Source organism: Bradyrhizobium sp. HKCCYLRH2047 (assembly GCF_051168175.1).
Lineage (GTDB): Bacteria > Pseudomonadota > Alphaproteobacteria > Rhizobiales > Xanthobacteraceae > Bradyrhizobium.
In genome coordinates this window covers 1-20,616 of sequence record NZ_JBNPUM010000026.1, presented here as the reverse complement: position 1 = coordinate 20,616, position 20,616 = coordinate 1, and the positions used below count along the sequence as shown (strand labels likewise).

General features: G+C 65.9%; 20 protein-coding genes. 11 read left to right on the top strand and 9 right to left on the bottom strand.

Translation table 11 applies throughout. From position 1 onward, the window contains the following. Positions 1-173: 173 nt before the first annotated feature. From ACQR1D_RS31830 to ACQR1D_RS31810, 5 genes are all read right to left on the bottom strand, one after another. Positions 174-1,181, bottom strand: a complete 1,008-nt coding sequence (locus ACQR1D_RS31830; protein ID WP_434840526.1) for an ABC transporter ATP-binding protein — start codon at positions 1,179-1,181, stop codon at positions 174-176. Further along, positions 1,178-2,161 carry an ABC transporter ATP-binding protein gene (locus tag ACQR1D_RS31825; RefSeq protein ID WP_434840527.1) on the bottom strand — a complete coding sequence of 328 codons (984 nt, stop codon included), beginning with the start codon at positions 2,159-2,161 and terminating at the stop codon, positions 1,178-1,180. Before ACQR1D_RS31825 ends, ACQR1D_RS31830 begins: the two co-directional genes overlap by 4 nt. A gap of 34 nt (positions 2,162-2,195) precedes the next feature. Continuing rightward, positions 2,196-3,158, bottom strand: coding sequence for an ABC transporter permease (locus ACQR1D_RS31820; RefSeq protein WP_316202282.1), 963 nt, complete (start codon positions 3,156-3,158; stop codon positions 2,196-2,198). A 2-nt stretch (positions 3,159-3,160) separates the two neighbouring features. Further along, positions 3,161-4,141, bottom strand: coding sequence for an ABC transporter permease (locus tag ACQR1D_RS31815; protein ID WP_316183421.1), 981 nt, complete (start codon positions 4,139-4,141; stop codon positions 3,161-3,163). A 108-nt stretch (positions 4,142-4,249) separates the two neighbouring features. Further along, positions 4,250-5,845 carry an ABC transporter substrate-binding protein gene (locus tag ACQR1D_RS31810; protein WP_434840528.1) on the bottom strand — a complete coding sequence of 532 codons (1,596 nt, stop codon included), beginning with the start codon at positions 5,843-5,845 and terminating at the stop codon, positions 4,250-4,252. A 523-nt stretch (positions 5,846-6,368) separates the two neighbouring features. Here ACQR1D_RS31810 and ACQR1D_RS31805 point away from each other — a divergent pair. Continuing rightward, complete coding sequence (locus tag ACQR1D_RS31805) at positions 6,369-6,629, top strand: DUF6489 family protein (protein ID WP_315801359.1); 261 nt, start codon at positions 6,369-6,371, stop codon at positions 6,627-6,629. A 139-nt stretch (positions 6,630-6,768) separates the two neighbouring features. After that, a complete protein-coding gene (locus ACQR1D_RS31800) occupies positions 6,769-7,773 on the top strand; it encodes an alpha/beta fold hydrolase (protein ID WP_434840529.1) in 1,005 nt (334 codons plus the stop codon). A gap of 274 nt (positions 7,774-8,047) precedes the next feature. Here the strand turns inward: ACQR1D_RS31800 and ACQR1D_RS31795 are convergent, their stop codons facing one another. Then, positions 8,048-8,968 (bottom strand): alpha/beta fold hydrolase, encoded by a 921-nt coding sequence (locus ACQR1D_RS31795; protein ID WP_434840530.1) that lies wholly within the window; start codon positions 8,966-8,968, stop codon positions 8,048-8,050. Positions 8,969-9,114: 146 nt separating this feature from the next. Here ACQR1D_RS31795 and ACQR1D_RS31790 point away from each other — a divergent pair, with 146 nt between their 5' ends. The 8 genes from ACQR1D_RS31790 to paaE all read left to right on the top strand — a co-directional run bounded on the left by ACQR1D_RS31790 (position 9,115) and on the right by paaE (position 15,495). Continuing rightward, a complete protein-coding gene (locus ACQR1D_RS31790; RefSeq protein WP_434840531.1) occupies positions 9,115-9,924 on the top strand; it encodes a hypothetical protein in 810 nt (269 codons plus the stop codon). A gap of 150 nt (positions 9,925-10,074) precedes the next feature. Next, positions 10,075-10,551, top strand: coding sequence for a phasin (locus tag ACQR1D_RS31785; RefSeq protein WP_315801355.1), 477 nt, complete (start codon positions 10,075-10,077; stop codon positions 10,549-10,551). A gap of 91 nt (positions 10,552-10,642) precedes the next feature. After that, positions 10,643-11,524, top strand: a complete 882-nt coding sequence (gene paaX / locus ACQR1D_RS31780) for a phenylacetic acid degradation operon negative regulatory protein PaaX (RefSeq protein ID WP_315801354.1) — start codon at positions 10,643-10,645, stop codon at positions 11,522-11,524. Positions 11,525-11,602: 78 nt separating this feature from the next. Beyond that, the gene (gene paaA / locus ACQR1D_RS31775; protein ID WP_434840532.1) at positions 11,603-12,592 is read left to right on the top strand and encodes a 1,2-phenylacetyl-CoA epoxidase subunit PaaA; all 990 of its coding nucleotides are present in this window, start codon (positions 11,603-11,605) and stop codon (positions 12,590-12,592) included. Positions 12,593-12,607: 15 nt separating this feature from the next. Next, on the top strand, positions 12,608-12,895 hold the full coding sequence (paaB, locus tag ACQR1D_RS31770) for a 1,2-phenylacetyl-CoA epoxidase subunit PaaB (protein ID WP_006613353.1): 288 nt from the start codon (positions 12,608-12,610) through the stop codon (positions 12,893-12,895). A 141-nt stretch (positions 12,896-13,036) separates the two neighbouring features. Continuing rightward, the gene (paaC, locus tag ACQR1D_RS31765) at positions 13,037-13,813 is read left to right on the top strand and encodes a 1,2-phenylacetyl-CoA epoxidase subunit PaaC (RefSeq protein WP_434840533.1); all 777 of its coding nucleotides are present in this window, start codon (positions 13,037-13,039) and stop codon (positions 13,811-13,813) included. Beyond that, complete coding sequence (paaD, locus tag ACQR1D_RS31760) at positions 13,807-14,310, top strand: 1,2-phenylacetyl-CoA epoxidase subunit PaaD (RefSeq protein ID WP_315801351.1); 504 nt, start codon at positions 13,807-13,809, stop codon at positions 14,308-14,310. Before paaC ends, paaD begins: the two co-directional genes overlap by 7 nt. A 105-nt stretch (positions 14,311-14,415) precedes the next feature. Beyond that, positions 14,416-15,495, top strand: a complete 1,080-nt coding sequence (paaE, locus tag ACQR1D_RS31755; RefSeq protein ID WP_434847530.1) for a 1,2-phenylacetyl-CoA epoxidase subunit PaaE — start codon at positions 14,416-14,418, stop codon at positions 15,493-15,495. Positions 15,496-15,584: 89 nt separating this feature from the next. Here the strand turns inward: paaE and paaK are convergent, their stop codons facing one another. Continuing rightward, positions 15,585-16,913 carry a phenylacetate--CoA ligase PaaK gene (paaK, locus tag ACQR1D_RS31750; protein ID WP_316183430.1) on the bottom strand — a complete coding sequence of 443 codons (1,329 nt, stop codon included), beginning with the start codon at positions 16,911-16,913 and terminating at the stop codon, positions 15,585-15,587. A gap of 4 nt (positions 16,914-16,917) precedes the next feature. Next, on the bottom strand, positions 16,918-17,379 hold the full coding sequence (gene paaI / locus ACQR1D_RS31745) for a hydroxyphenylacetyl-CoA thioesterase PaaI (RefSeq protein WP_434894284.1): 462 nt from the start codon (positions 17,377-17,379) through the stop codon (positions 16,918-16,920). Positions 17,380-17,594: 215 nt separating this feature from the next. Here paaI and ACQR1D_RS31740 point away from each other — a divergent pair, with 215 nt between their 5' ends. Then, entirely contained in the window at positions 17,595-18,668 is a 1,074-nt protein-coding gene (locus ACQR1D_RS31740; RefSeq protein ID WP_315801347.1) for a YeeE/YedE family protein, read from the top strand. Here the strand turns inward: ACQR1D_RS31740 and ACQR1D_RS31735 are convergent, their stop codons facing one another. Continuing rightward, on the bottom strand, positions 18,669-19,886 hold the full coding sequence (locus ACQR1D_RS31735; RefSeq protein ID WP_434894283.1) for a bifunctional alpha/beta hydrolase/OsmC family protein: 1,218 nt from the start codon (positions 19,884-19,886) through the stop codon (positions 18,669-18,671). Positions 19,887-20,616: the final 730 nt, after the last annotated feature.

The following is a 20,616-nucleotide window of genomic DNA, read 5'->3' as shown; positions in this document are numbered from 1 at the left end:
TGCTTGACGAATCGAGCCAATTTTGAGGTGTCAACCATGTCTCCGAACACCTGTCAGCCATGTCCCCGGGCTGAACAGAAGCGAAGCAATCCAGTGTCCAGGTTGACGCCCCTGGATGCTTCGTCGCTTCGCTCCTCGCAATGACGACCTCATTCAAATTCCGTCGTGCTGCTTCACGCCACCGATGCCGTCACAACGGCCGTGTCGGCCGGCTGGTTCACCGCATGACAGGCCACACCTCCGATCAGCTCCGGTGCCTTCTGCCGGCACAGATCGAACGCCAGGGGACAGCGGGGGTTGAAGGTGCATCCCGCAGGCGGGTTGATCGGGTTCGGGATCTCGCCCTTGACCGGAATGCGCTGGCGGCCGGACATCGACAGGTCTGGGACGGCGCCGAGCAGCATCTTGGTGTAGGGCATGCGCGGATCGTTGAAGAGGGTGCGGCCGTCGGCGATCTCGACGATGCGGCCGAGATACATCACGCCGATGCGGCTCGCCATGTGACGCACGACCGCGAGATTGTGGCTGATGAACAGATAGGTCAGGCCGAACTTGTCCTGCAGATCGCGCATCAGGTTGAGGATCTGCGCCTGCACGGAGACGTCGAGCGCCGAGGTCGGCTCGTCGCAGACGATGAACTCGGCCTCGGAGGCGAGTGCGCGCGCGATGGCGATGCGCTGGCGCTGGCCGCCGGAGAATTCGTGCGGAAATTTCTGGCCGTCGTCGGGATGCAGGCCGACCAGTGTCAGGAGTTCGCCGACGCGGTCCTTGATCTGGCGCTCGCCTTCGATGACGTTGAAGGCCCGGATCGGCTCGGCGATGATGGAATCGACGCGGAACCGCGGATTGAGGCTCGCATAGGGGTCCTGGAAAACCATCTGAATGCGCCGGCGCAGCTTGCGCCGCGCCGCGCCCTGGCGCGGATCGGTCATCGAGATGCCGTCGATGATCACGTCGCCCGAGGTCGGCCCGAGCAGCCCCACCACCATGCGTGCAACCGTGGTCTTGCCTGAGCCGGACTCGCCGACGAGGGCGAACGTCTCGCCCTTCCTGATGCCGAAGCTGACGCCATCGACCGCCTTCAGGAACTCCTGCGGCTGACGCTCGATGACGCGGTTGAGCCAGGGCTTCGAGACGTCGAACACCCGGCGCAGATTCCTGACCTCGACGAAGTCGCTCATGCCGCGGTCTCCGTCGCGCGATCATAGAGGTGACAGGCGACAGCCTGCGTGCCCTGGCGCAGCGGCTCCGGCCGGTCGACGCGGCAGCGGTCGAAGGCTGCACTGCAGCGCGGATTGAACGAGCAGCCCGGCGGAATGGCCGACAGCCGCGGCATCGAGCCCGGGATCTGCACCAGTCGCTTCTCCTCGCCGGCGAGCGTCGGGATCGCGCCCATCAGGCCCTTGGCATAGGGGTGCAGCGGGTTCTGGATCACCTCTTGCACCGGGCCGATCTCGGCGACGCGGCCGGCATACATCACCGCGACGCGGTCGCAGGTCTCGGCGATCACGCCCATGTCATGGGTCACGAGCATCACCGCGGTGCCGTGGTCGCGGCCGAGCCGCTTGATCAGCGAGATGATCTGCGCCTGCACGGAGACGTCGAGCGCGGTGGTCGGCTCGTCGGCGATGATCAGTTCCGGCTCGGCGCACAAAGCGAGCGCGATCACGACGCGCTGGCGCATGCCGCCGGAGAATTCGTGCGGGTAGCCGTCGATGCGCTTCTCGGGCGCTGATATGCCGACCTCGGCGAGCAGGTCGATGGCGCGCTTGCGCGCCTGCTGCTCGGTGAGGTTGGTATGGGTCCTGATGGTCTCGATGATCTGGTCGCCGACGCGATACAGCGGATTGAGCGAGGTCAGCGGATCCTGGAAGATCATGCCGATGCGCTTGCCGCGCACCTTGCGCATCTCCTCCGGGGGCAGGTTGTCGATGCGCAGGCCGGAGAGCTCAATCTCGCCGCCGGAGATGCGGCCCGGAGGATCGATCAGGCCGATCACGGCAAGGCCAGTGACGGATTTGCCGGCGCCGGATTCGCCGACGACGCCGAGCACCTCGCCCTTGGCGATGTCGTAGGAGACGCCGTCGATCGCGCGCAGGGTGCCGCGCCGGGTCGCAAACTCGACCTGCAGATTGCGCACGGACAGAACGGGGGCGGTCATGAGCTCGAGCCTCGGAAGGACGCAATCACGCGGGTCATCGCAGTTTCGGGTTGAGGGCGTCGCGCAGCCAGTCGCCGAGCAGGTTGATCGCGAGGATCAGCCCGGCGAGCGCGATGCCGGGGAAGGCGACGATCCACCATTCGCCCGCGAACAGATAGTTGTTGCCGATCCGGATCAGGGTCCCGAGCGACGGCATCGTCTCCGGCATGCCCGAGCCGAGGAACGACAGGGTCGCCTCGGTGATGATCGCCAGCGCGAGGTTGATGGTGGCGATCACCAGCACGGGACCGGTGGTGTTGGGCAGCACGTGGCGCAGCATGATGACGGGCGCGGGCAGGCCGATCAGTTGCGCGGCGGCGACGTAGTCCTTGTTCTTCTCGACCAGCACCGAGCTGCGCACCGTGCGCGCATACTGCACCCAGAAGGAGAGGCCGATCGCCAGCACCAGCACGACCAGCATGCTGAGCCAGTCCAGCCGGTTGCCGGACACCGACTTGGCGATGCCGTTGACCAAGAGCGCAATCAGGATCGGCGGAAAGGTGAGCTGGACGTCGGCGATGCGCATGATCACGGTGTCGACCCGGCCGCCGAAATAGCCCGCGATCAGCCCGAGGCCGATGCCGAGCGCGCCGGAAAAGGCGACGCCGAGAATGCCGACCAGGAGCGAGATGCGCAGGCCGTAGAGGATCGCCGAGAGCACGTCGCGGCCCTGCTCGTCGGTGCCGAGCAAGAACGGGCTCTGCCCGTCGGCCGTCCATAGCGGCGAAATCCGCGAATTCAACAGCTGCAACTGCGCCGGGTCGAACGGGTTCTGCGGCGACAGCAGCGGCGCGAAGATCGCCAGCAGGAAGAACAGCAGCGTGATCACGGCCGCGGCGACCGTCAGCTTGGAGCGGCGGAACGAGTAGAACAGGTCGCTCGCAAGCGCACGCTTCAGCCATCCGTCGGCGCGCGGCGTCTCGACGGGCGTGGGGTGGGGAAGGGCTGCGTCGCTCATGATCAGGCCGGACGGCTGATGGTCGCGCGCAGGCGCGGATCGACCACGGTGTAGAGGATATCAACCACGAGATTGATGGTGACGAAGATCAGTGACACCATCATCAGGTAGGCCGCCATGATCGGGATGTCGACATTCTGCACCGCCTGCACGAACAACAGGCCCATGCCCGGCCATTGGAACACCTGCTCGGTGATGATCGAGAACGCGATCACCGAGCCGAACTGCAGGCCGACCACGGTGATCACCGGCACCAGCGTGTTGCGGAGGGCGTGGCCGAAATGGATCGCGCGCGTGGTCAGCCCGCGGGCGCGGGCGAAGCGGATATAGTCGGTGCGCAGCACCTCGAGCATCTCGGCGCGGACCAGCCGCATGATCAAGGTCATCTGGAACAGGCCGAGCGTGATCGAGGGCATGATCAGCGCCTTCCAGCCGGAGACGGTGAACAGGCCCGATGTCCACCAGCCGAATCTGACGGTGTCGCCGCGGCCGAACGACGGCAGCCAGCCCAGCGTAACCGAGAACAGGTAGATCAGGAGGATGCCGATCAGGAAGGTCGGCAGGGAGATGCCGATCAGCGACAGCATCTGGAACAACTTGGCGAGCAGGGAGTCGCGGTGCAGCGCCGAGAACACGCCCATCAGGATGCCGAAGACCAGCGCCAGGATCGTCGCGCAGACCGCCAGTTCCAGGGTGGCGGGCATGCGCTCCTTGAGCAGATCGGAGACCGGCTGCCGGAACTGGTAGGAGACGCCGAACTTGAACTGCGCCGCGTCGAACAGATAGCGCCCGAACTGCACGATGAAGGGATCGTCGAGCCCGAGCGACTGGCGGATGCTGGCCCGTTCCGCCGCCGACGCATCGATCGGCACCAGCTGGCTCACCGGATCTCCGGCGAAGCGGAACATGGCGAACGCGATGATTCCGACGGCGATCATGACGCCGATGGCCTGAATTGCTCGGCGAAGCGCGAAGGCGAGCATCTGATCCTTTCAGGTCCCTCGAGATGCGGCGGCGCGTAGCACCTGCCGCAGGAAATGAAAAGTCCCGAAAAGCAGTTCTGCTTTCCGGGACTTGTCGTCGCGTGAGGACTACTCGGTCTTGGTGGCGAGGAACAACAGCACGGCGTTGTCGGCGCGCAGCGGAATCTTCACCTTCTTCGAGACGCCCCAGGCCACCGCCTGCTGATGCAGCGGGATGTAGCCGTAATCCTTGATGCCGATCTCGAACGCCTGCTTGATCAGTTGATTGCGCTTGGCGGTATCGGTCTCGACCAGGACCTTGTCGGTCAGGGCGTCGAACTCCTTGTTGCAGTAATCGCCGAGATTGGCCTCGCCCCGGGTCGGGTCCTTGGCATCGTCACGGCAGCCCATGATGTCGTGCATCACGTTGTGCGCATCCATCGAGGAGGGCGTCCAGCCGAGCAGGAAGAACGAGGTGTTGTAGCCGCCGGGCTTCAGCACCTTGGCGAAGTACTGCGCCTTGGGCTGCGCGTTCAGGTTCACCTTGACGCCGATGCGGGCGAGCATGCCGACCACGGCCTGGCAGATCGCGGCGTCGTTGACGTAGCGGTCGTTCGGGCAGTCCATGCCGACCTCGAAGCCGTCGGGATAGCCGGCTTCCGTCAGGAGCTTCTTGGCGGCGTCCGGATCGTATTTCGGCCGGGTGAAGTCCTTCGAGAGCGCATAGAGCTGCGGGGCGATCATCAGCGCCGACGGCGTCGACAGGCCGCGCATGACGCGGGTCTTGATCAGCTCGACGTCGATCGCCTTGTAGAAGGCCTCGCGCACGCGGATGTCCTTGAACGGGTTCTTGCCCTTGACGTTGGAGTACAGGAGCTCGTCGCGCGTCTCGTCCATGCCGAGGAAGATCGTGCGCAGCTCCGGTCCCTTCAGGACCTGGGCGTTCGGGCTGGAATCGACGCGGCCGATATCCTGCACCGGGACCGGCTCGATGATGTCGACCTCGCCCGACAGCAGCGCGGCGACGCGCGTGGCGTCGGAGGCGATGGTGGTGAACACGATCTCCTTCAGATTGTGCTCGGGCTTGCCCCACCAGTTCGGATTGACCTTGAACACGGTCTTCACACCGGGCTGATGGCTCTCGATGATGAAGGGGCCGGTGCCGTTCTCATGCAGCGCGGCGTAGCTCGGCGTGGTTGCCGACACCGGCGTCGGCGCGACCGAGTTGTTGTCCTCGCACCACTTCTTGCTCATGATGTACCACGTATCCCATTGCGAGATCAGGATGGGATTGGGAGCATCGAGCTTCACGTCGACGGTGTAGTCGTCGACCTTGATGAATTTTGCGTCCGGCGGAACGTTGGAGAGGAAGTTGGAGCCGGTGGCGCGGACGCGATCGGCGGAGAAGATCACGTCGTCGGCGGTGAAGGGTTCGCCATTGTGGAACTTGACGCCCTTGCGCAGATGGAAGCGCCAGCGGGTCGGCTCGGGCGTTTCCCAGCTCTCGGCCAGCGCGGGGATGATCTTCAGATCCTTGTCGCGCGCGGTCAGCCCCTCATAGACGTGAGCATGGTGCGCAATCGTGGTCGATTCCTTGAAGGTGTAGGGATCGAGCGATTTCAGGGTGCCCTGGTTGGCATAGCGCAGGGTCTGGGCCGAAGCCGGCATGACGGCGAGGCCGAATGCGACCGCTGCCGCGATGAGCAGGGATTTGCGTCCCGACATATGTCCAAATTCTCCGCGTTTGACGCTTGGTTTTTCGGCAGGCGCGATTGTGTCCGGCCTGCTTTGCTTCGAAGTTCGTGTTGTCTGCAGCGCCTCTTGCACGAACTTCAAGAAGCAACAAGACGCCGGGCGATATGCTTGCAAGTCTGATGCCGCGCCGGAATGAACTGATCCCGTTGGCTCTGGCCTGGCGGCGCGCCGTACGACCCGCGGCAGATCGATCCGAATATGTTGCCAGAGTTCAGCGGCGGCACACAAGTGCAGTTTGTTTAAGCCTAAACGATATGGTTATCCCCCGCGGCCGCTGTGCAGCGCACGCGACTGGCGGCGTCCGGGATGGGGCTGAGGGCCGCCGGATTGACCATGTCCCGGGAATTGCGCACCTGCAGCAACGCGCCGCTTGCTAGAGGGGGGCCGGCGCGGTGATACTGGACATCCCTGCCGCGAGTCCGGGATGGGCGTTCCTTGTGAAGGGAGCCCGGTCCGGGGCTGGCGTCGGGATGGTTCGAACAGCGGAGCGGACATGAAAGTCAATATCGAGATCGATTGCACACCGCTCGAAGCGCGGCAGTTTTTCGGACTTCCCGATGTCGGTCCGATGCAGGCCGCGGTCATGGACCGGCTGCAGAACCAGATGACGAGCAACATCGACAAGCTCACGCCCGAAGCCATCATGCAGAGCTGGTTCACGTTCGATCCTCGCCTGGCCGAACGGTTTCAGGACCTGATGCTGACCATGACGGGCCTCGGCGGCAGCCGTTCGAGCGACAAGAAGTCGGCCTGACGAGGCAAACGGCTGCTCGGATTTCGCTCGCGCGGAACTCCGAGGAGAAGCGGCGTGACGTCACGGCATGGAGCAGGCTCCACGCCGGAGCCGAAGACCGGTCGAAAAAGGCCGGCTGAACAGCTTCAGGGGAGGAGGCATGACCGATCCGTCTTGGATGCCGGCGCTGCAGTTCGCGACGACCAATGGCATTCGCATGGGCTATTACGAGGCGGGCCCCGTCAGCGACAGGCCGCCGATGATCCTCTGTCACGGCTGGCCGGAGCTGGCCTTCTCGTGGCGGCATCAGATCAAGGCGCTGGCCGAGGCCGGCATCCGCGTCATCGCACCCGACCAGCGCGGCTATGGCGCGACCGACCGGCCGGAGCCGGTCGAGGCCTATGACCTCGAGCATCTCACCGCCGACCTCGTCGGCCTGCTCGATCATCTCAACATCGACAAGGCGATCTTCGTCGGACACGACTGGGGCGGCTTCGTCGTCTGGCAGATGCCGCTGCGATACCCCGACCGAGTCGCGGGCGTGGTCGGCATCAACACGCCACATCTGCCGCGCGCGCCTGCCGATCCCATCGCCATCATGCGCAAGCGGTTCGGCGATATGATGTACATCGTGCAGTTCCAGGATCCCGCACGCGAGCCGGACCGCATCTTCGGCAGCCGTGTCGCGGAGACCTTCGATGCGTTCATGCGCAAGCCGCTGCCGCGCAGCGATGCGCCGCCGACGGAGCCGCCGGCCGGAGGGATCGCAGCGTCGCCGTCGCTCAATCTGGCGTTCCCGCAGATGATCGCGGCCTATGACGCCGCCAAGGACACGCGGCAGCCGATCCTGTCGGAGGCCGAGAAGCAGGTGTTCGTCGACACCTTCACGCGCACCGGCTTCACCGGCGGCATCAACTGGTATCGCAACATGACGCGCAACTGGCAGCGCGCCGAAGGGCTCGACCATACGGTGCGCGTGCCGTCGCTGATGGTCATGGCGGAGAACGACGCCGTGCTGCCGCCCTCGGCCACGGACGGCATGGAGAAGCTTGTCCCGGACCTGGAGAAATATCTCGTCCGCGACAGCGGCCACTGGACGCAGCAGGAGCAGCCGGAGGAGGTGAGCGCCAAGCTGATCGAATGGCGGCAAAGAAGGTTCGGTTAGGGGCTTCCGGCGGTTCGTTGAAGAACGGCTGAGACACAGACTCGCGTCGCGTGAGGCAATAGCGACCCTCAGCAACATGTGTCGTCCCGGACAAGCCTGTCGACGCAACGCGTCGGCAGGCGCCGATCCGGGACCCATAACCACAGGCCCGGATGGCTGAAGCGGGCTGGAGCCACAGCCCGTCGCCATCACCAAAGCCGGTGGTTATGGGTCCCGGCGTTCGCCGGGACGACAGCTCGTTTCCCGGCGGCGGCGGTGACCACCGACTGCCATTTTACGCCGCCTGCGCATTCGCGCCGTGCGCGTGCTCGGCGATGGCGTCGATGATCTGCGGCCACATCGGCCGCGGGGTGGCGTGACCCATGCCGTCGATCATCAGGAGCTTGGCATTCGGAATCGACTCCGCGGTGTCCTTGCCGGCGGTGGGATGAACCAGCGGGTCGACCTTGCCGTGGATCACGAGTGTCGGCGCGGTCACCAGATGCAGCCGCGGCTTGCGGCTGCCGGAGGCCAGGATCGCGCGCAACTGACGTCCGACGCCGGCGGGATTGATGCCGCGCGCGAAGCAGCGTTCGGCGAGCGCCACGTCACTCGCCTCGTCCTCGGGGAAGGAGCCGACGCGCAGCGCCTTCCAGGTCCTCTGGAAGCGCTTGATGTACTCGTCCTTGGTTTTCGGCGGCGGCGCCATCAGCAGCATCGCGACCTCGCGCGATGGCGGAGGCAGGCGCGGGTTGCCGGTGGTCGACATGATCGAGGTCAGCGAGCGCACCCGGTGCGGGAAGGAGATCGCGATCTCCTGCGCGATCATCCCGCCCATGGAAGCGCCGACCAGATGCGCCGACTTGATGTCGAGCGCGTCCATCAGGCCGACCGTGTCCTTGGCCATGTCGAGCAGCTTGTACGGCGCGGCGACGGGAATGTTGAAGAAGCGCAGCTTGATCAGCTCGAACGGCGTCAGCCGGCGGCCTCCGTGGAGTTTGCTCGATTGGCCGATGTCGCGGTTGTCGAAGCGGATCACGCGGAAGCCGCGGCTTGCGAGCTGTTCGCAGAACTCGTCGTACCAGATGATCATCTGCCCGCCGAGGCCCATGATCAGCAGGAGGGGAGGGGCCGCCGGGTCGCCGAAGGTCTCGTAGCAGATGTCGATACCGTTGGCGCGCGCGGTCTGCGGCGGCTGATGAGCATTTGCGGTCACGGTGATCCCTCGTTCAAGGCCAACAGGCCATCTATGGCATGGTTCCGCCGACAGAGAGAAGCGGCCCCATGATCCTCCCGCATCGCAGCGATGACGTGCTATGATAGGTTGTGTTGAGTCTCCGCGTGGCCTGAAGGAGCGTGCCGATGGTGAACAAGTCCGGCGATCCGATCGCATTCTGGCAGCAGATGGTCGGTGAGATGCAGAAGAGCTTCACGGCCTTCACGCGATTGCGCCCGCTGGGCGCGGCCCGCTCATCCTCCGACGATCCTGCAACTGGTTCTGGAAACGGACAGAAGCCCATGGCCGATCTGATGGAAAACTACTTCGCCGGCATGAACGTGCCGAGCCGCGGTCAACTGACTGCGCTCAACGAGCGGCTGGCGTCGATCGAAGGCGAACTGGCGGAGACGCGGGCGCTGTTGAAGGAGCTGCTGGGCGCCGCGAAGGTGCCGCTGCCGGCATCGAAACCGCCGGTGGATCTCGCTCCCCAGTTGAATGAGATCAAGAGCTTGCTCGACGCGCTTCTCGCCGCATCCAAGGCGCAGCCGGTTGCGCCGGCACCGGTCGACGTCACGCCTGAGCTCAACGAGATCAAGGCCTTGCTCAACGAGCTTGTTGCCGCATCCAAAGCGCCGCCCCCCGGAACGAAGCCTGCCATCGATGTCACGCCCCAGTTGAGCGAGATCAAGGCGCTGCTCGACCAGATTCTGAAGGCGGCGCAGCCGTCCGGTCCTGCCCCGATGGCGTCCATCGAGGCGCAGCTGCGCGAGATCCGGGAGGTGCTCGACAGGGTGATGAAACCGTCGCCGCCGGCGGAACCAGAACCCGGGGCGGTCGAGACCGCGCCGGGAACGGCCGAGCCGGTCCGGCCCGGAAAGTCTCGCAACAAGAAGCATGGGGGCGGCCCTGATCGGGGCTCGCGCCAAGGCAATGATGCGCCGTCGGGCACTTGAGCGGGGACGGCCTTTCCCCCATCCTCCCTGGATGGTGCATTGCAACATTTTTGTTGCGATGCACTATGTGTGCTGGTATAGCTGAGTCACTCCGGTTTCATAAGGGACGGAGCGAGCCATAGCTCAGAAGCATTGAGGATGGAGACAGCCATGACCACCGAGACCAATACCGTGTTCGACACCGTCAAGGATGCCTTTGCGCCGGTGACCGACGCGTTCAAGAACCTGCAGACGATGGAAGTGCCGGAGTCCGCGCGGGAGTTCGTCAAGAAGACCGCGTCGACCGCCAAGGAGCGCGCTGCGGAGGCCCTCGCTGGCTCCGAGAAGGTGACGTCGGCGATCGAAACCGCCGTGTTCGACGGCGTGACCGAGGCCGGCAAGATCAGCCGCAACATCCAGCAGGCGCTGTATCAGGACACCGAAGCGTTCTTCGACGGCCTGGACAAGCTGGCGTCCGCCAAGTCGATCAGCGAAGCCGTTCAGATCCAGGGTGAGCTGGCCCGCGCCCGTGGCGAGGCGCTCGTCGCCCGCGCCAAGTCGACCAGCGAGTATGTCGGCAAGCTCGTCACCGAGGGTGCCAAGCTCGCCCAGGAGAACATGGCCAAGGCCTACAACAAGACCGCCTGATCGCCTCGCGCGTCCGTCGATCCATCTGCAAGGCCCGCTCCATGCGGGCCTTTTCTTTTGCGATCGGGCGAAACCGGCTAAAGCCTGCACCATGCCGCAGCCGCTGTCCCGCATCGTCCATGAGCTCAAGAGCGAGCCGTCGCGCACGGGCTCGCTGATCATCACCGTGTTCGGCGACGCCATCGTGCCGCGCGGCGGCAGCGTCTGGCTCGGCAGTCTGCTGGCCTTCTTCGAAGGGCTCGCGATCGACGGCAGCGTGGTGCGCACCGCGATGTCGCGGCTGACGGCGGAAGGCTGGTTCGAGCGGACGAAGAGCGGCCGCAACAGCTTCTATCGCCTGACCCGGCGCGGCGAGCAGACCTTTGCCGGCGCCACCCGCCACATCTACGATTCGCCGCCGGCGGAATGGAACGGCAGCTTCGAACTGCTGCTCATCGGCAGCGCTGATGACCGCGAGCAGGCGCGGATCGCGCTGCGCGACGCCGGCTTCGGCAGCCCGCTGCCCGGCGTGTTCGTGGCGCCCTCGAGCATCGCCGTGCCGGACGCGGTGGAGGGGGCGGTCCGCCTGCAGGCCTCCGCAGGCTCGGATATGGCGCGGCGGCTGGTCGCCGAGAGCTGGGCACTGGAGCGGACTGCGGAAGCCTATCGCAAGTTCAGCGCCTCCTTTGCGCCGCTCAAGGCCAGCATCGAACGCGGCGAGCCGCTGTCCGACGGCCAGGCCTTCACCGCCCGCATCCTGCTGATCCATCACTACCGCCGCATCGTGCTGCGCGATCCCTTGCTGCCGGCCGAGCTGCTGCCTGGGAACTGGCCGGGACGACAAGCGCGTGTGCTCTGCGGCGACATCTACCGGCTGCTGCTGCCGGGTTCCGAGCGATGGCTCGACGCTCACGCGACCAATGAAGAGGGGCCTTTGCCTGCGGCCGGCGCGACGCTGCTGCGGCGGTTCGCCGATGCTCATGAGGTGGGCTGATATATTACAGAATTCGATTGCACGGATAAAATCTCGTTATATATTGGCGGCAACCAAGTCCTGGGAGGACGCCGCCGCATGTACACGCAGGCGCTCAATTCGCCCGAGGAGGGCAGCTTCGCCGAGGACGCCGGACGCGCCTCGCGCTTTCAGGCGCGCATCGATGCCGAGGAGCGCATCGAGCCGAACGACTGGATGCCGTCGGCCTATCGCAAGACGCTGGTCCGGCAGATTTCCCAGCACGCCCATTCCGAGATCGTCGGCATGCTGCCCGAGGGCAACTGGATCACGCGCGCGCCGAGCCTGCGCCGCAAGGCGGCGTTGCTCGCCAAGGTCCAGGACGAATGCGGCCATGGGCTGTATCTCTACGCCGCGGCCGAGACGCTTGGCGCCTCGCGCGAGGAACTGGTTGACGCGATGCTGGCCGGCAAGGCCAAGTACTCCTCGATCTTCAACTACCCGACCTTGACCTGGGCGGATATCGGCGTGATCGGCTGGCTGGTCGATGGCGCCGCGATCATGAACCAGATCCCGCTGTGCCGCTGCTCCTACGGCCCCTATGCGCGCGCGATGATCCGCGTCTGCAAGGAGGAATCGTTCCACCAGCGCCAGGGCTACGAGATCATGCTCACGCTCTGCCGCGGCACGCCCGAGCAGAAGGCGATGGCGCAGGATGCGTTGAACAGATGGTGGTGGCCGGTGCTGATGATGTTCGGCCCGCCGGATCAGGCCAGCCAGCACAGCGACGCCTCGACGAAGTGGAAGATCAAGCGCTTCTCCAATGACGAGCTGCGCCAGAAGTTCATCGATGCCACCGTGCCGCAGGCGCAGTATCTCGGCCTGACGATTCCCGATCCCGCGATGACGCAGGACGAGCAGGGCCACTGGCGTCACGGTCCGATCGACTGGAACGAGTTCAAGCAGGTGCTGGCTGGCAACGGCCCGTGCAACCGCGACCGTATGGCGGCGCGCCGCAAGGCGCATGCCGACGGCGCGTGGGTGCGCGAAGCCGCGGCCGCCTACGCCGAGAAGCGCGCGCAGCGCCGGATGGCGCAGGCCGCCGAATAGACAAGGGAGAGCGAGATGGCGACGCCGAACACGCCGTTATGGGAGGTCTTCATCCGCAGCCGCAACGGGCTCGCGCACAAGCATTGCGGCTCGCTGCATGCGCCGGACGCGACCATGGCGCTGCAGGCCGCGCGCGACCTCTACACCCGGCGCGGCGAGGGCCTGTCGATCTGGGTGGTGCCGTCGAGCGCCATCACCGCGTCCGATCCCGCCGACAAGGGCATGATGTTCGAGCCGGCGGAAACGAAGATCTATCGGCATCCGACCTTTTATGAAGTGCCCGAGGAAGTCGGACATATGTAGGTGCAACTCCTCATGGTGAGGAGGCGCGCAGCGCCGTCTCGAACCATGAGGCCCGATACGGCTCCTGGCCCATCCTCGAGACGCCCGCCTGCGGCGGGCTCCTGGAGGAGGTCAAATGCGTGGCTTCAGAGGCGAAACGTCATGACCGCCCCCTCGATCAATGTCTCCGAAACGCCGCTGGTGCTCTACACCTTGCGCCGCGCCGATGATGCGCTGATCCTCGGTCATCGCCTCTCCGAATGGTGCGGCCACGCGCCCATGCTCGAAGAGGACATGGCGCTGTCCAACATGGCGCTCGACCTGATCGGCCAGGCGCGCGAGCTCTATGGCTACGCGGCAAAGGTCGAGGGCCGCGACAATGACGAGGATAAGCTCGCTTATCTCCGGGACGTCAGGCAGTACCGCAACCTGCTGCTGGTCGAGCGTCCGAATGGCGATTTCGCGCACACGATGGTGCGGCAGCTGTTCTACGCGGCTTTCGCCGATCTGTATTGGCGCGGCATGATGGGCTCCACCGATGCGACGCTCGCCGCCATCGCGGCCAAGTCGGAGAAGGAATCCGCCTATCATCTGCGCCATGCCAGCGAGTGGGTGATCCGGCTCGGGGACGGCACCGACGAGAGCCACCGCCGCGCGCAGGCCGCGATCGACGATCTCTGGGCGTACACCGGCGAGATGTTCAGCGTCGACGACTCCGAGCGCGGACTGATCGATGCCGGCATCGCGATCGACCCGACGATGCTGCTGCCGGAATGGCTGTCGATCGTCTCGCATGTCGCGCGCGAGGCGACCCTCGTGCTGCCTGAGAACGACTGGATGCAGCAGGGCGGCCGCGACGGCCGCCACAGCGAGCATCTCGGCCATCTCCTGAGCGAGCTGCAATACATGCAGCGCAGCTTCCCCGGTGCGACGTGGTAGTCGCCGACACCAGTCCTGCCGAACTCCGCCAGCGCGCCTGGGAGGCGGCGGCGTCGGTGGCCGATCCGGAAATCCCGGTGCTGACGATCGACGATCTCGGCGTGCTGCGCGAGGTCGAGGTGGTCGGGGAACGGGTGGAGGTCGCGATCACGCCGACCTATTCCGGCTGCCCGGCGATGAACATGATCGCGCTGGAGATCGAGCTGGCGCTGGAGCGCGCCGGCTTCCGCGAGGCCAGCGTGCGCATTGTGCTGTCGCCGGCCTGGACCACGGACTGGATGAGCGAGGAAGGGCGACGCAAGCTGCGGGAGTACGGCATCGCGCCGCCGCCGCCGTCGAGTGGCCGGCGCGCGCTGTTTGGTGTGGCCGAGGTGGCGTGTCCGCAATGCGGGTCTGATGACACCGAGCAACTCGCCGAGTTCGGCTCGACCTCGTGCAAGGCGTTGTGGCGCTGCAGATCGTGCCGCGAGCCGTTCGATTACTTCAAGTGTCACTGATGCTAAAGCCGTCATCGCGAGCGCAGCGACGCGATCCAGGGCCACGCCCGGAGCCCTGGATTGCTTCGTCGCTTCGCTCCTCGCAATGACGTGAGGATGGGTTCGATGTCGACAACGCCGCGCTTTCACCGTCTCGCCATCCGTGACCTGCGCCGGGAGGCACCGGATGCGGTGTCGCTGACGTTTGCCATTCCAAACGAACTCGCGGACGACTATCGCTTCGCGCCCGGACAGTATCTCACGCTGAAGACGACGCTCGGCGGCGAGGAAGTCCGGCGCTCTTATTCGATCTGCTCCGGCCCCGATGACAACGAGATCCGCATCGCCGTGAAGCGCGTCGATGGCGGCGCGTTCTCGAGCTTCGTCACCGACGAATTGAGGCGCGGCGACGAGATCGACGTGATGACGCCGACCGGACGTTTTGGCGTGGCGCTGGATCCTGCGGCGGCGCGCACCCATGTCGGATTTGCCGCTGGCTCGGGCATCACGCCGATCCTGTCGATCGTGAAGGCCGTGCTGGCGCGCGAGCCGGACAGCCGCTTCTTCCTGTTCTACGGCAACCGCACGACCGCCGGCATGCTGTTCCGCGAGCAACTGGAGGAGCTGAAGGATCGCTTCCTCGACCGCTTCTCGGTGTTCCACGTCATCTCCGGCGAGGAGCAGGATCTTCCGATCCTGCACGGTCGTCTCGACGGCGAAAAGGTGCGTATGCTCTTGCGCTCGCTGGTGCCGGCGGAGACGGTCGACCACGTTTTCATCTGCGGTCCGACCGGGATGAGCGAGGACATCGAGGCTGCCTGCCACATCCTCGGCATTGCCGACGAGCGCATCCATGTCGAGCGCTTCGTCTCCGGTGCGGGCGGCAAGCCGCGGCCGAGAGCTGTCGTGCCCGATACGGCGCCGCCCAAGGCGGTCGCCGCCCTGATCATCGACGGCAAGCGCCGCGAGGTCCCGGTCGCCGACGGCGAGGCCATCCTCGACGCCGCACTCCGCGCCGGCGTCGACCTGCCATTCGCCTGCAAGGGCGGCATGTGCTCCACCTGCCGCGCCAAGCTGGTCGAAGGCAAGGCCGAGATGGAGCTGAACTACTCGCTGGAGCCGTGGGAGCTCAAGGCCGGATTCGTGCTGACGTGCCAGGCCAAGCCGGTGACGGAGCGGGTGGTGGTGGATTACGATCATATGTGAGATGGCGATGTATGGAGCGGGACTCGTCGTTCGAGATGCGCCTTCGGCGCTCCTCACCATGAGGGGTGACAGCGCGACGCACTCCCCAACTACCCCACCGGCCGCTTGTCCTTGATCCGTTTCGCCTTGCCGGCCGAGCGCTCCAGCGTGTCTGGTGCCACCACCTTCACCTTGGCGGTCAGGCCGATCGTGTTCTTGATGTGGATCGAGATCCGCTCGGCGTGCGCGCCGAGGCCGGTCTCGTCCCAGTGCTCCGGGCGCGACTCCGCGTAGATCGTCAGCTCGTCCATGCGGCCTTCGCGGGTCAGCTCCAGCATGAAATGGCCGCCGCACCATTCGGTCGACAGCAGGATCTCCTCGATCTGCGACGGAAACAGATTCACGCCGCGCAGGATGATCATGTCGTCGGAACGGCCCGTGACCTTCTCCATGCGGCGCATGCCCGGCCGCGCGGTGCCCGGCAGCAGCCGCGTCAGATCGCGGGTGCGATAGCGGATGACGGGAAAGGCCTCCTTGGTCAACGAGGTGAACACCAGCTCGCCGATCTCGCCGTCGGGCAGCACCTTGCCGGTGTCGGGATCGACGATCTCCGGATAGAAATGATCCTCCCAGATGTGCAGCCCGTCCTTGGTCTCCAGGCATTCCTGCGCCACACCCGGACCGATCACCTCGGACAGGCCGTAGATGTCGGTGGCGTCCATCGCGAACGCATCCTCGATCTCGGCGCGCATCGCATTGGTCCATGGCTCGGCGCCGAAGATGCCGATCTTGAGCGAGCTCTGCCGCGGGTCGAGCCCCTGGCGCTTGAACTCGTCGAGGATGGCCAGCATGTAGCTCGGCGTCACCGTGATGATGTCGGGCCTGAAATCATTGATCAACTGCACCTGCCGCTCGGTCATGCCGCCGGAGATCGGCACCACCGTGCAGCCGAGCTGCTCGGCGCCGTAATGGACGCCGAGACCGCCGGTGAACAGGCCGTAACCATAGGCATTGTGGATGATCATGCCGCTGCGGCCGCCGGCAGCGCGGATCGAGCGCGCCATGACGGTGGACCAGGTCGCGATATCGTTGCGGGTATAGCCGACCACGATCGGCTTGCCCGTCGTGCCCGACGAGGCATGCACCCGCACCAGTTGCTCGCGCGGCACGGCGAACATGTTGAACGGGTAATTGTCGCGCAGGTCCGTCTTGACCGTGAACGGAAACTTGGCGAGGTCGGCGAGCTCGCGGAAGTCGGAGGGATGCACGCCAGCCTTGTCGAAGGTGCGACGGTAATGGGCGACGTTGTCATAGGCGTGCGTCAGCGACCAGGCGAGGCGCTTGGTCTGCAGCGCCATGATTTGGTCGCGCGAGGCGCGCTCGGTGTCGTCCATCTCGGGTACGTAGCTGCCGGCCGGTTGAGGTTTGCTCGATGTCATCGTGTCAGTCCTCCGGCGGAGCCGTGGGGGTCGGCACCAGCGTGCCGCCGATGCTGCGGGAATGGCCGCGAAACTCCGCGATCACGGTGTCTTCAGCGCTGACGCGAACGTCGTAGATGCCGGAGCGGCCGCTGCGCGACACCTCGCTGGCGCGGGCGGTCAGCACATCGCCGAGCTTGCCCGGCCGGATGAAGCTGATACTGCCCTGGGCCGCCACGGTGCGGTCATTGTGGGAGTTGCAGGCGAACGCGAACGCGGAATCGGCCAGCGTGAAGATGAAGCCGCCATGGGCGATGCCGTGGCCGTTGACCATGTGCGGCTGGATGGTCATGCGCAGCGTCGCGCAGCCCGGGCCGATTTCGATGATCTGCATGCCCAGGCCCTGGCTGGCGCGATCGTCCTGCCACATGGCGTCGGCGCAAGCGCGGGCGAGCGCGTCGGGGGAGAGCGGGGCCGCGCCACTCACCGGCGAGCCCCCGGCGGCGAACAGGCCAAGATCGGCGCATGAGGATGCGCTGGTGACACCACGGCATTCTCTCCCGTTGATGCTTGTTGGAACAAGCATTCTGAACTAGTTAAGCTCGATATCGTGGCGAATAATCCGCGCGCGTCAAGCGAAAGCGGTGCTTGCGCAGCCCGCGTGCCGCCGCCTCTTTTCCGCAACCAGAAGGACTCCTGCGCGTGCCGGAAGCTGCTGATGTCGCCGTCGTAACCGGTCTCGGTATCGGCCTGGTCTATGGCGTGGTGGGGCTGCTCAGCGGCTTCTGCATGATGAGCAGCCTGCGCGGCTGGTGGGCCGACGGCGACAGCCGCCTGGTGCGAAGTTACGCCCTGGCGATGGGCATCGCCATCATCGCCACACAGCTGCTCGCGGCCAACGGCGCCGTCGATCTCGGCAAGTCGATCTATCTGCAGCCGACCTTCTCGGTGCCGCTGATGTTCGCCGGCGGTGTGCTGTTCGGCTACGGCATGGTGCTCGCCAATGGCTGCGGCTCGCGCGCGCTGGTGCTGCTCGGCCGCGGCAATCTGCGCTCCTTCGTTGTCGTGACAGTGCTGGCGATCGCCGCCGAGATGACCTTGAAGGGCCTGATCGCGCCGCTGCGCATCGCGCTGATGCAGGGCTCGCAGACCACGGCGACCGCGACGTCGCTGCCGGCCGTGCTCTCGGTCGGTGGCCTGCATGGTGCAGCGGCGCGGCTGCTGCCGGCGCTCGCGCTCGGCGGCGCGCTGATCGTCTTCGCCTTTGCGCATGCGCCCTTCCGGCGCGCGCCCGGCCAGATGCTCGCGGGCCTCATCGTCGGCCTGCTGATCGCGGCCGGATGGTTCGCGACCGGCTATCTCGGCGCGGACGATTTCAACCCCGTGCCGGTGGCGTCCCTGACCTTCGTCGCGCCGATCGCCGATGCCCTGCAATACATCATGCTGTCGACCGGCTCGACCGCGAATTTCGGCATCGCCACCGTGGCCGGGGTGCTCGCCGGCAGCCTCGTTACCGCCGTGGCGACGCGCCGCTTCAAGCTCGAGGGCTTTCATTCGCCGCAGCATATGCTGCGCTCGGCGGGCGGCGCCGCGCTGATGGGCATCGGCGGCGTGATGGCGCTGGGCTGCTCGGTCGGGCAGGGGCTCACGGGACTGTCGACCCTGGCGCTGCCCTCGTTCGTCGCCATCGCCGGCATCTTCATCGGCACGGCGGCCGGCCTGCGTGGAGCGTTGCGCGTCAGGCCGCTGAAGATCGAGCCGCAGGCGGCGCGTTGATCACTCCGCCGCGCGCGTGACGATGCGGATCTCCGACGTCAGCGTCCGGTGCACCGGGCATTTGTCGGCGATCTCCATCAGCTTCCTGCGCTGCTCCTCATCGAGCGCGCCGTCGAGGTGGATCTCGCGGTCGAGCTGATCGATCAGCCCGACCTTGGTCTCGCATTCCGCGCAATCTTCCGCATGGATCTTGCTGTGGCGCAGGGTGACCGTGATGCGGTCGAGCGGCAGGGATTTGCGGTCGGCATAGAGCCGCATCGTCATCGAGGTGCAGGCGCCGAGCGCCGCGAGCAGCAGGTCGTAGGGGCCCGGGCCGGTATCCTGGCCGCCGACGGAGAGCGGCTCGTCAGCGGTGAGATGATGCGGGCCGAGCGCGATGCTCTGCTGCAGCTTGCCCGACCTGGTCTCGCGCACGATCACGTCGCGCGGGCCATCCGCGGGCGCGGGCTCGGCGGCCGCCGGCGCGACGTAACGGCCGGCCCAGCTCGCGATCACCTCGGCGATGTAGGCGGCATCCTCTTTCCCGCTGATGAGATGATCGGCGTGATCGAGCGAGATGAAGCTCTTGGGATGCCTGGCGGCGACGAAGATCTTGGTCGCGTTGTCGATGCCGACGGTGTCGTCGAGGGGCGAGTGCATCACCAGCAGCGCCTTGTGCAGATGCTTGACCTTGTCGAGCAGGCGCTGCTCGGCGATATCGTCGAGGAAGGAGCTGCTGATCCGGAACGGGCGCCCCGCGAGCGAGACCTCGGCCGAGCCGTCGCGGCGGATCGCCTCGAGTCGGTCCTTGAACAGCGCCGTCACATGGGCCGGATCCGACGGCGCCGCGATCGTCACCACCGCCTTCGCATCGGGGATGTCGCCGGCCGCGGCCAGCACGGCGGCGCCGCCGAGGCTGTGGCCGATCAGGATGGCCGGCGCCTGCCGCGTTTCACGCAGATGATTGGCGGCGCGGACGAGGTCGGCGACGTTGGAGGAGAACGTCGTGTTGGCGAAGTCGCCTTCGCTGGAGCCGAGGCCGGTGAAGTCGAACCGCAGCACGGCGATGCCATGCGCCGTCAGCGCCATGGCGATGCGCCGCGCGGCGTGGGTGTCCTTGCCGCAGGAGAAGCAATGCGCGAACAGCGCGTAGGCGCGCGGCGAGCCGCCGGGCAGGTCGAGCGCAGCGGCAAGCTGCTCGCCGCCTGCGCCTTCAAACTGGAAACGTTCGGTCGGCATATGTGGGCCCCATTCGTTGCGTCTTCACGGCCGCTCGAGGCGACGACACCGCATCGTCTCACATCGTCATACAACAGATACGGCCATACGTGCAGACATGATGGCGCATTCTCGCGACCTGCATGGCCCGAGCTTTGCGGCTGTTCGCCCTCTTGAAACGAGAGGGCGCAGGGAAGGTCGGGAGCCTGCCGCCCCCATGGCCCGCCTGCGGAAAAAAATGCAGGCGGCAGAACCACAGGTACGGCTGAGGACATCCCGGCCTTCCCTGCGCAATGGTTGGAACGGCTTATACGTGCTCTCTCCGGGGAACGGCTGTCTTGCCCCCGTCATCGCGATGCGCGTCAACCGCACCACGACTTGACGCCAGCACCGCGGCGCCGAGACCACACGATTTCACCGTGCGCACTGGATCGTTCGTCCGCATGGATAACCACGCTGCGACCCGTTGCGCCCACCGCATCCCGCGCTCCACGTCCGTGACGATCGCGATACGCCCCTCTGCAACGAGGCGGGACGGTGGGAGTAAATCACGATTTTCAGAAATTGGCAAGGGGAATGTTTTGGGATGCGAGCTTTGGCAATAGCGGCAATACCGCCCGGGTGCCAAGGCTATCCGCGAGCGGAGTTTTGCGCTCACCTGTCTCCTCATCGTCATGGCCGGGACAAGCCCACGGCTGTCCGGTTCAGACAGACTGGACATGGTGCATGGCGTGGATTCTTCTGCGGTCTT

What these genes read in the sequence shown, in the direction of transcription:
- ACQR1D_RS31790 (WP_434840531.1), top strand. Translation starts at nt 9,115, where the DNA reads ATGGTGAACAAGTCCGGCGATCCGATCGCATTCTGGCAGCAGATGGTC.
- ACQR1D_RS31815 (WP_316183421.1), bottom strand. Translation starts at nt 4,141, where the DNA reads ATGCTCGCCTTCGCGCTTCGCCGAGCAATTCAGGCCATCGGCGTCATG.
- ACQR1D_RS31785 (WP_315801355.1), top strand. Translation starts at nt 10,075, where the DNA reads ATGACCACCGAGACCAATACCGTGTTCGACACCGTCAAGGATGCCTTT.
- paaC (WP_434840533.1), top strand. Translation starts at nt 13,037, where the DNA reads ATGACCGCCCCCTCGATCAATGTCTCCGAAACGCCGCTGGTGCTCTAC.
- paaX (WP_315801354.1), top strand. Translation starts at nt 10,643, where the DNA reads ATGCCGCAGCCGCTGTCCCGCATCGTCCATGAGCTCAAGAGCGAGCCG.
- ACQR1D_RS31735 (WP_434894283.1), bottom strand. Translation starts at nt 19,886, where the DNA reads ATGCCGACCGAACGTTTCCAGTTTGAAGGCGCAGGCGGCGAGCAGCTT.
- ACQR1D_RS31800 (WP_434840529.1), top strand. Translation starts at nt 6,769, where the DNA reads ATGACCGATCCGTCTTGGATGCCGGCGCTGCAGTTCGCGACGACCAAT.
- ACQR1D_RS31825 (WP_434840527.1), bottom strand. Translation starts at nt 2,161, where the DNA reads ATGACCGCCCCCGTTCTGTCCGTGCGCAATCTGCAGGTCGAGTTTGCG.
- ACQR1D_RS31810 (WP_434840528.1), bottom strand. Translation starts at nt 5,845, where the DNA reads ATGTCGGGACGCAAATCCCTGCTCATCGCGGCAGCGGTCGCATTCGGC.
- ACQR1D_RS31805 (WP_315801359.1), top strand. Translation starts at nt 6,369, where the DNA reads ATGAAAGTCAATATCGAGATCGATTGCACACCGCTCGAAGCGCGGCAG.
- paaA (WP_434840532.1), top strand. Translation starts at nt 11,603, where the DNA reads ATGTACACGCAGGCGCTCAATTCGCCCGAGGAGGGCAGCTTCGCCGAG.
- paaK (WP_316183430.1), bottom strand. Translation starts at nt 16,913, where the DNA reads ATGACATCGAGCAAACCTCAACCGGCCGGCAGCTACGTACCCGAGATG.
- ACQR1D_RS31820 (WP_316202282.1), bottom strand. Translation starts at nt 3,158, where the DNA reads ATGAGCGACGCAGCCCTTCCCCACCCCACGCCCGTCGAGACGCCGCGC.
- paaB (WP_006613353.1), top strand. Translation starts at nt 12,608, where the DNA reads ATGGCGACGCCGAACACGCCGTTATGGGAGGTCTTCATCCGCAGCCGC.
- ACQR1D_RS31830 (WP_434840526.1), bottom strand. Translation starts at nt 1,181, where the DNA reads ATGAGCGACTTCGTCGAGGTCAGGAATCTGCGCCGGGTGTTCGACGTC.
- paaE (WP_434847530.1), top strand. Translation starts at nt 14,416, where the DNA reads ATGTCGACAACGCCGCGCTTTCACCGTCTCGCCATCCGTGACCTGCGC.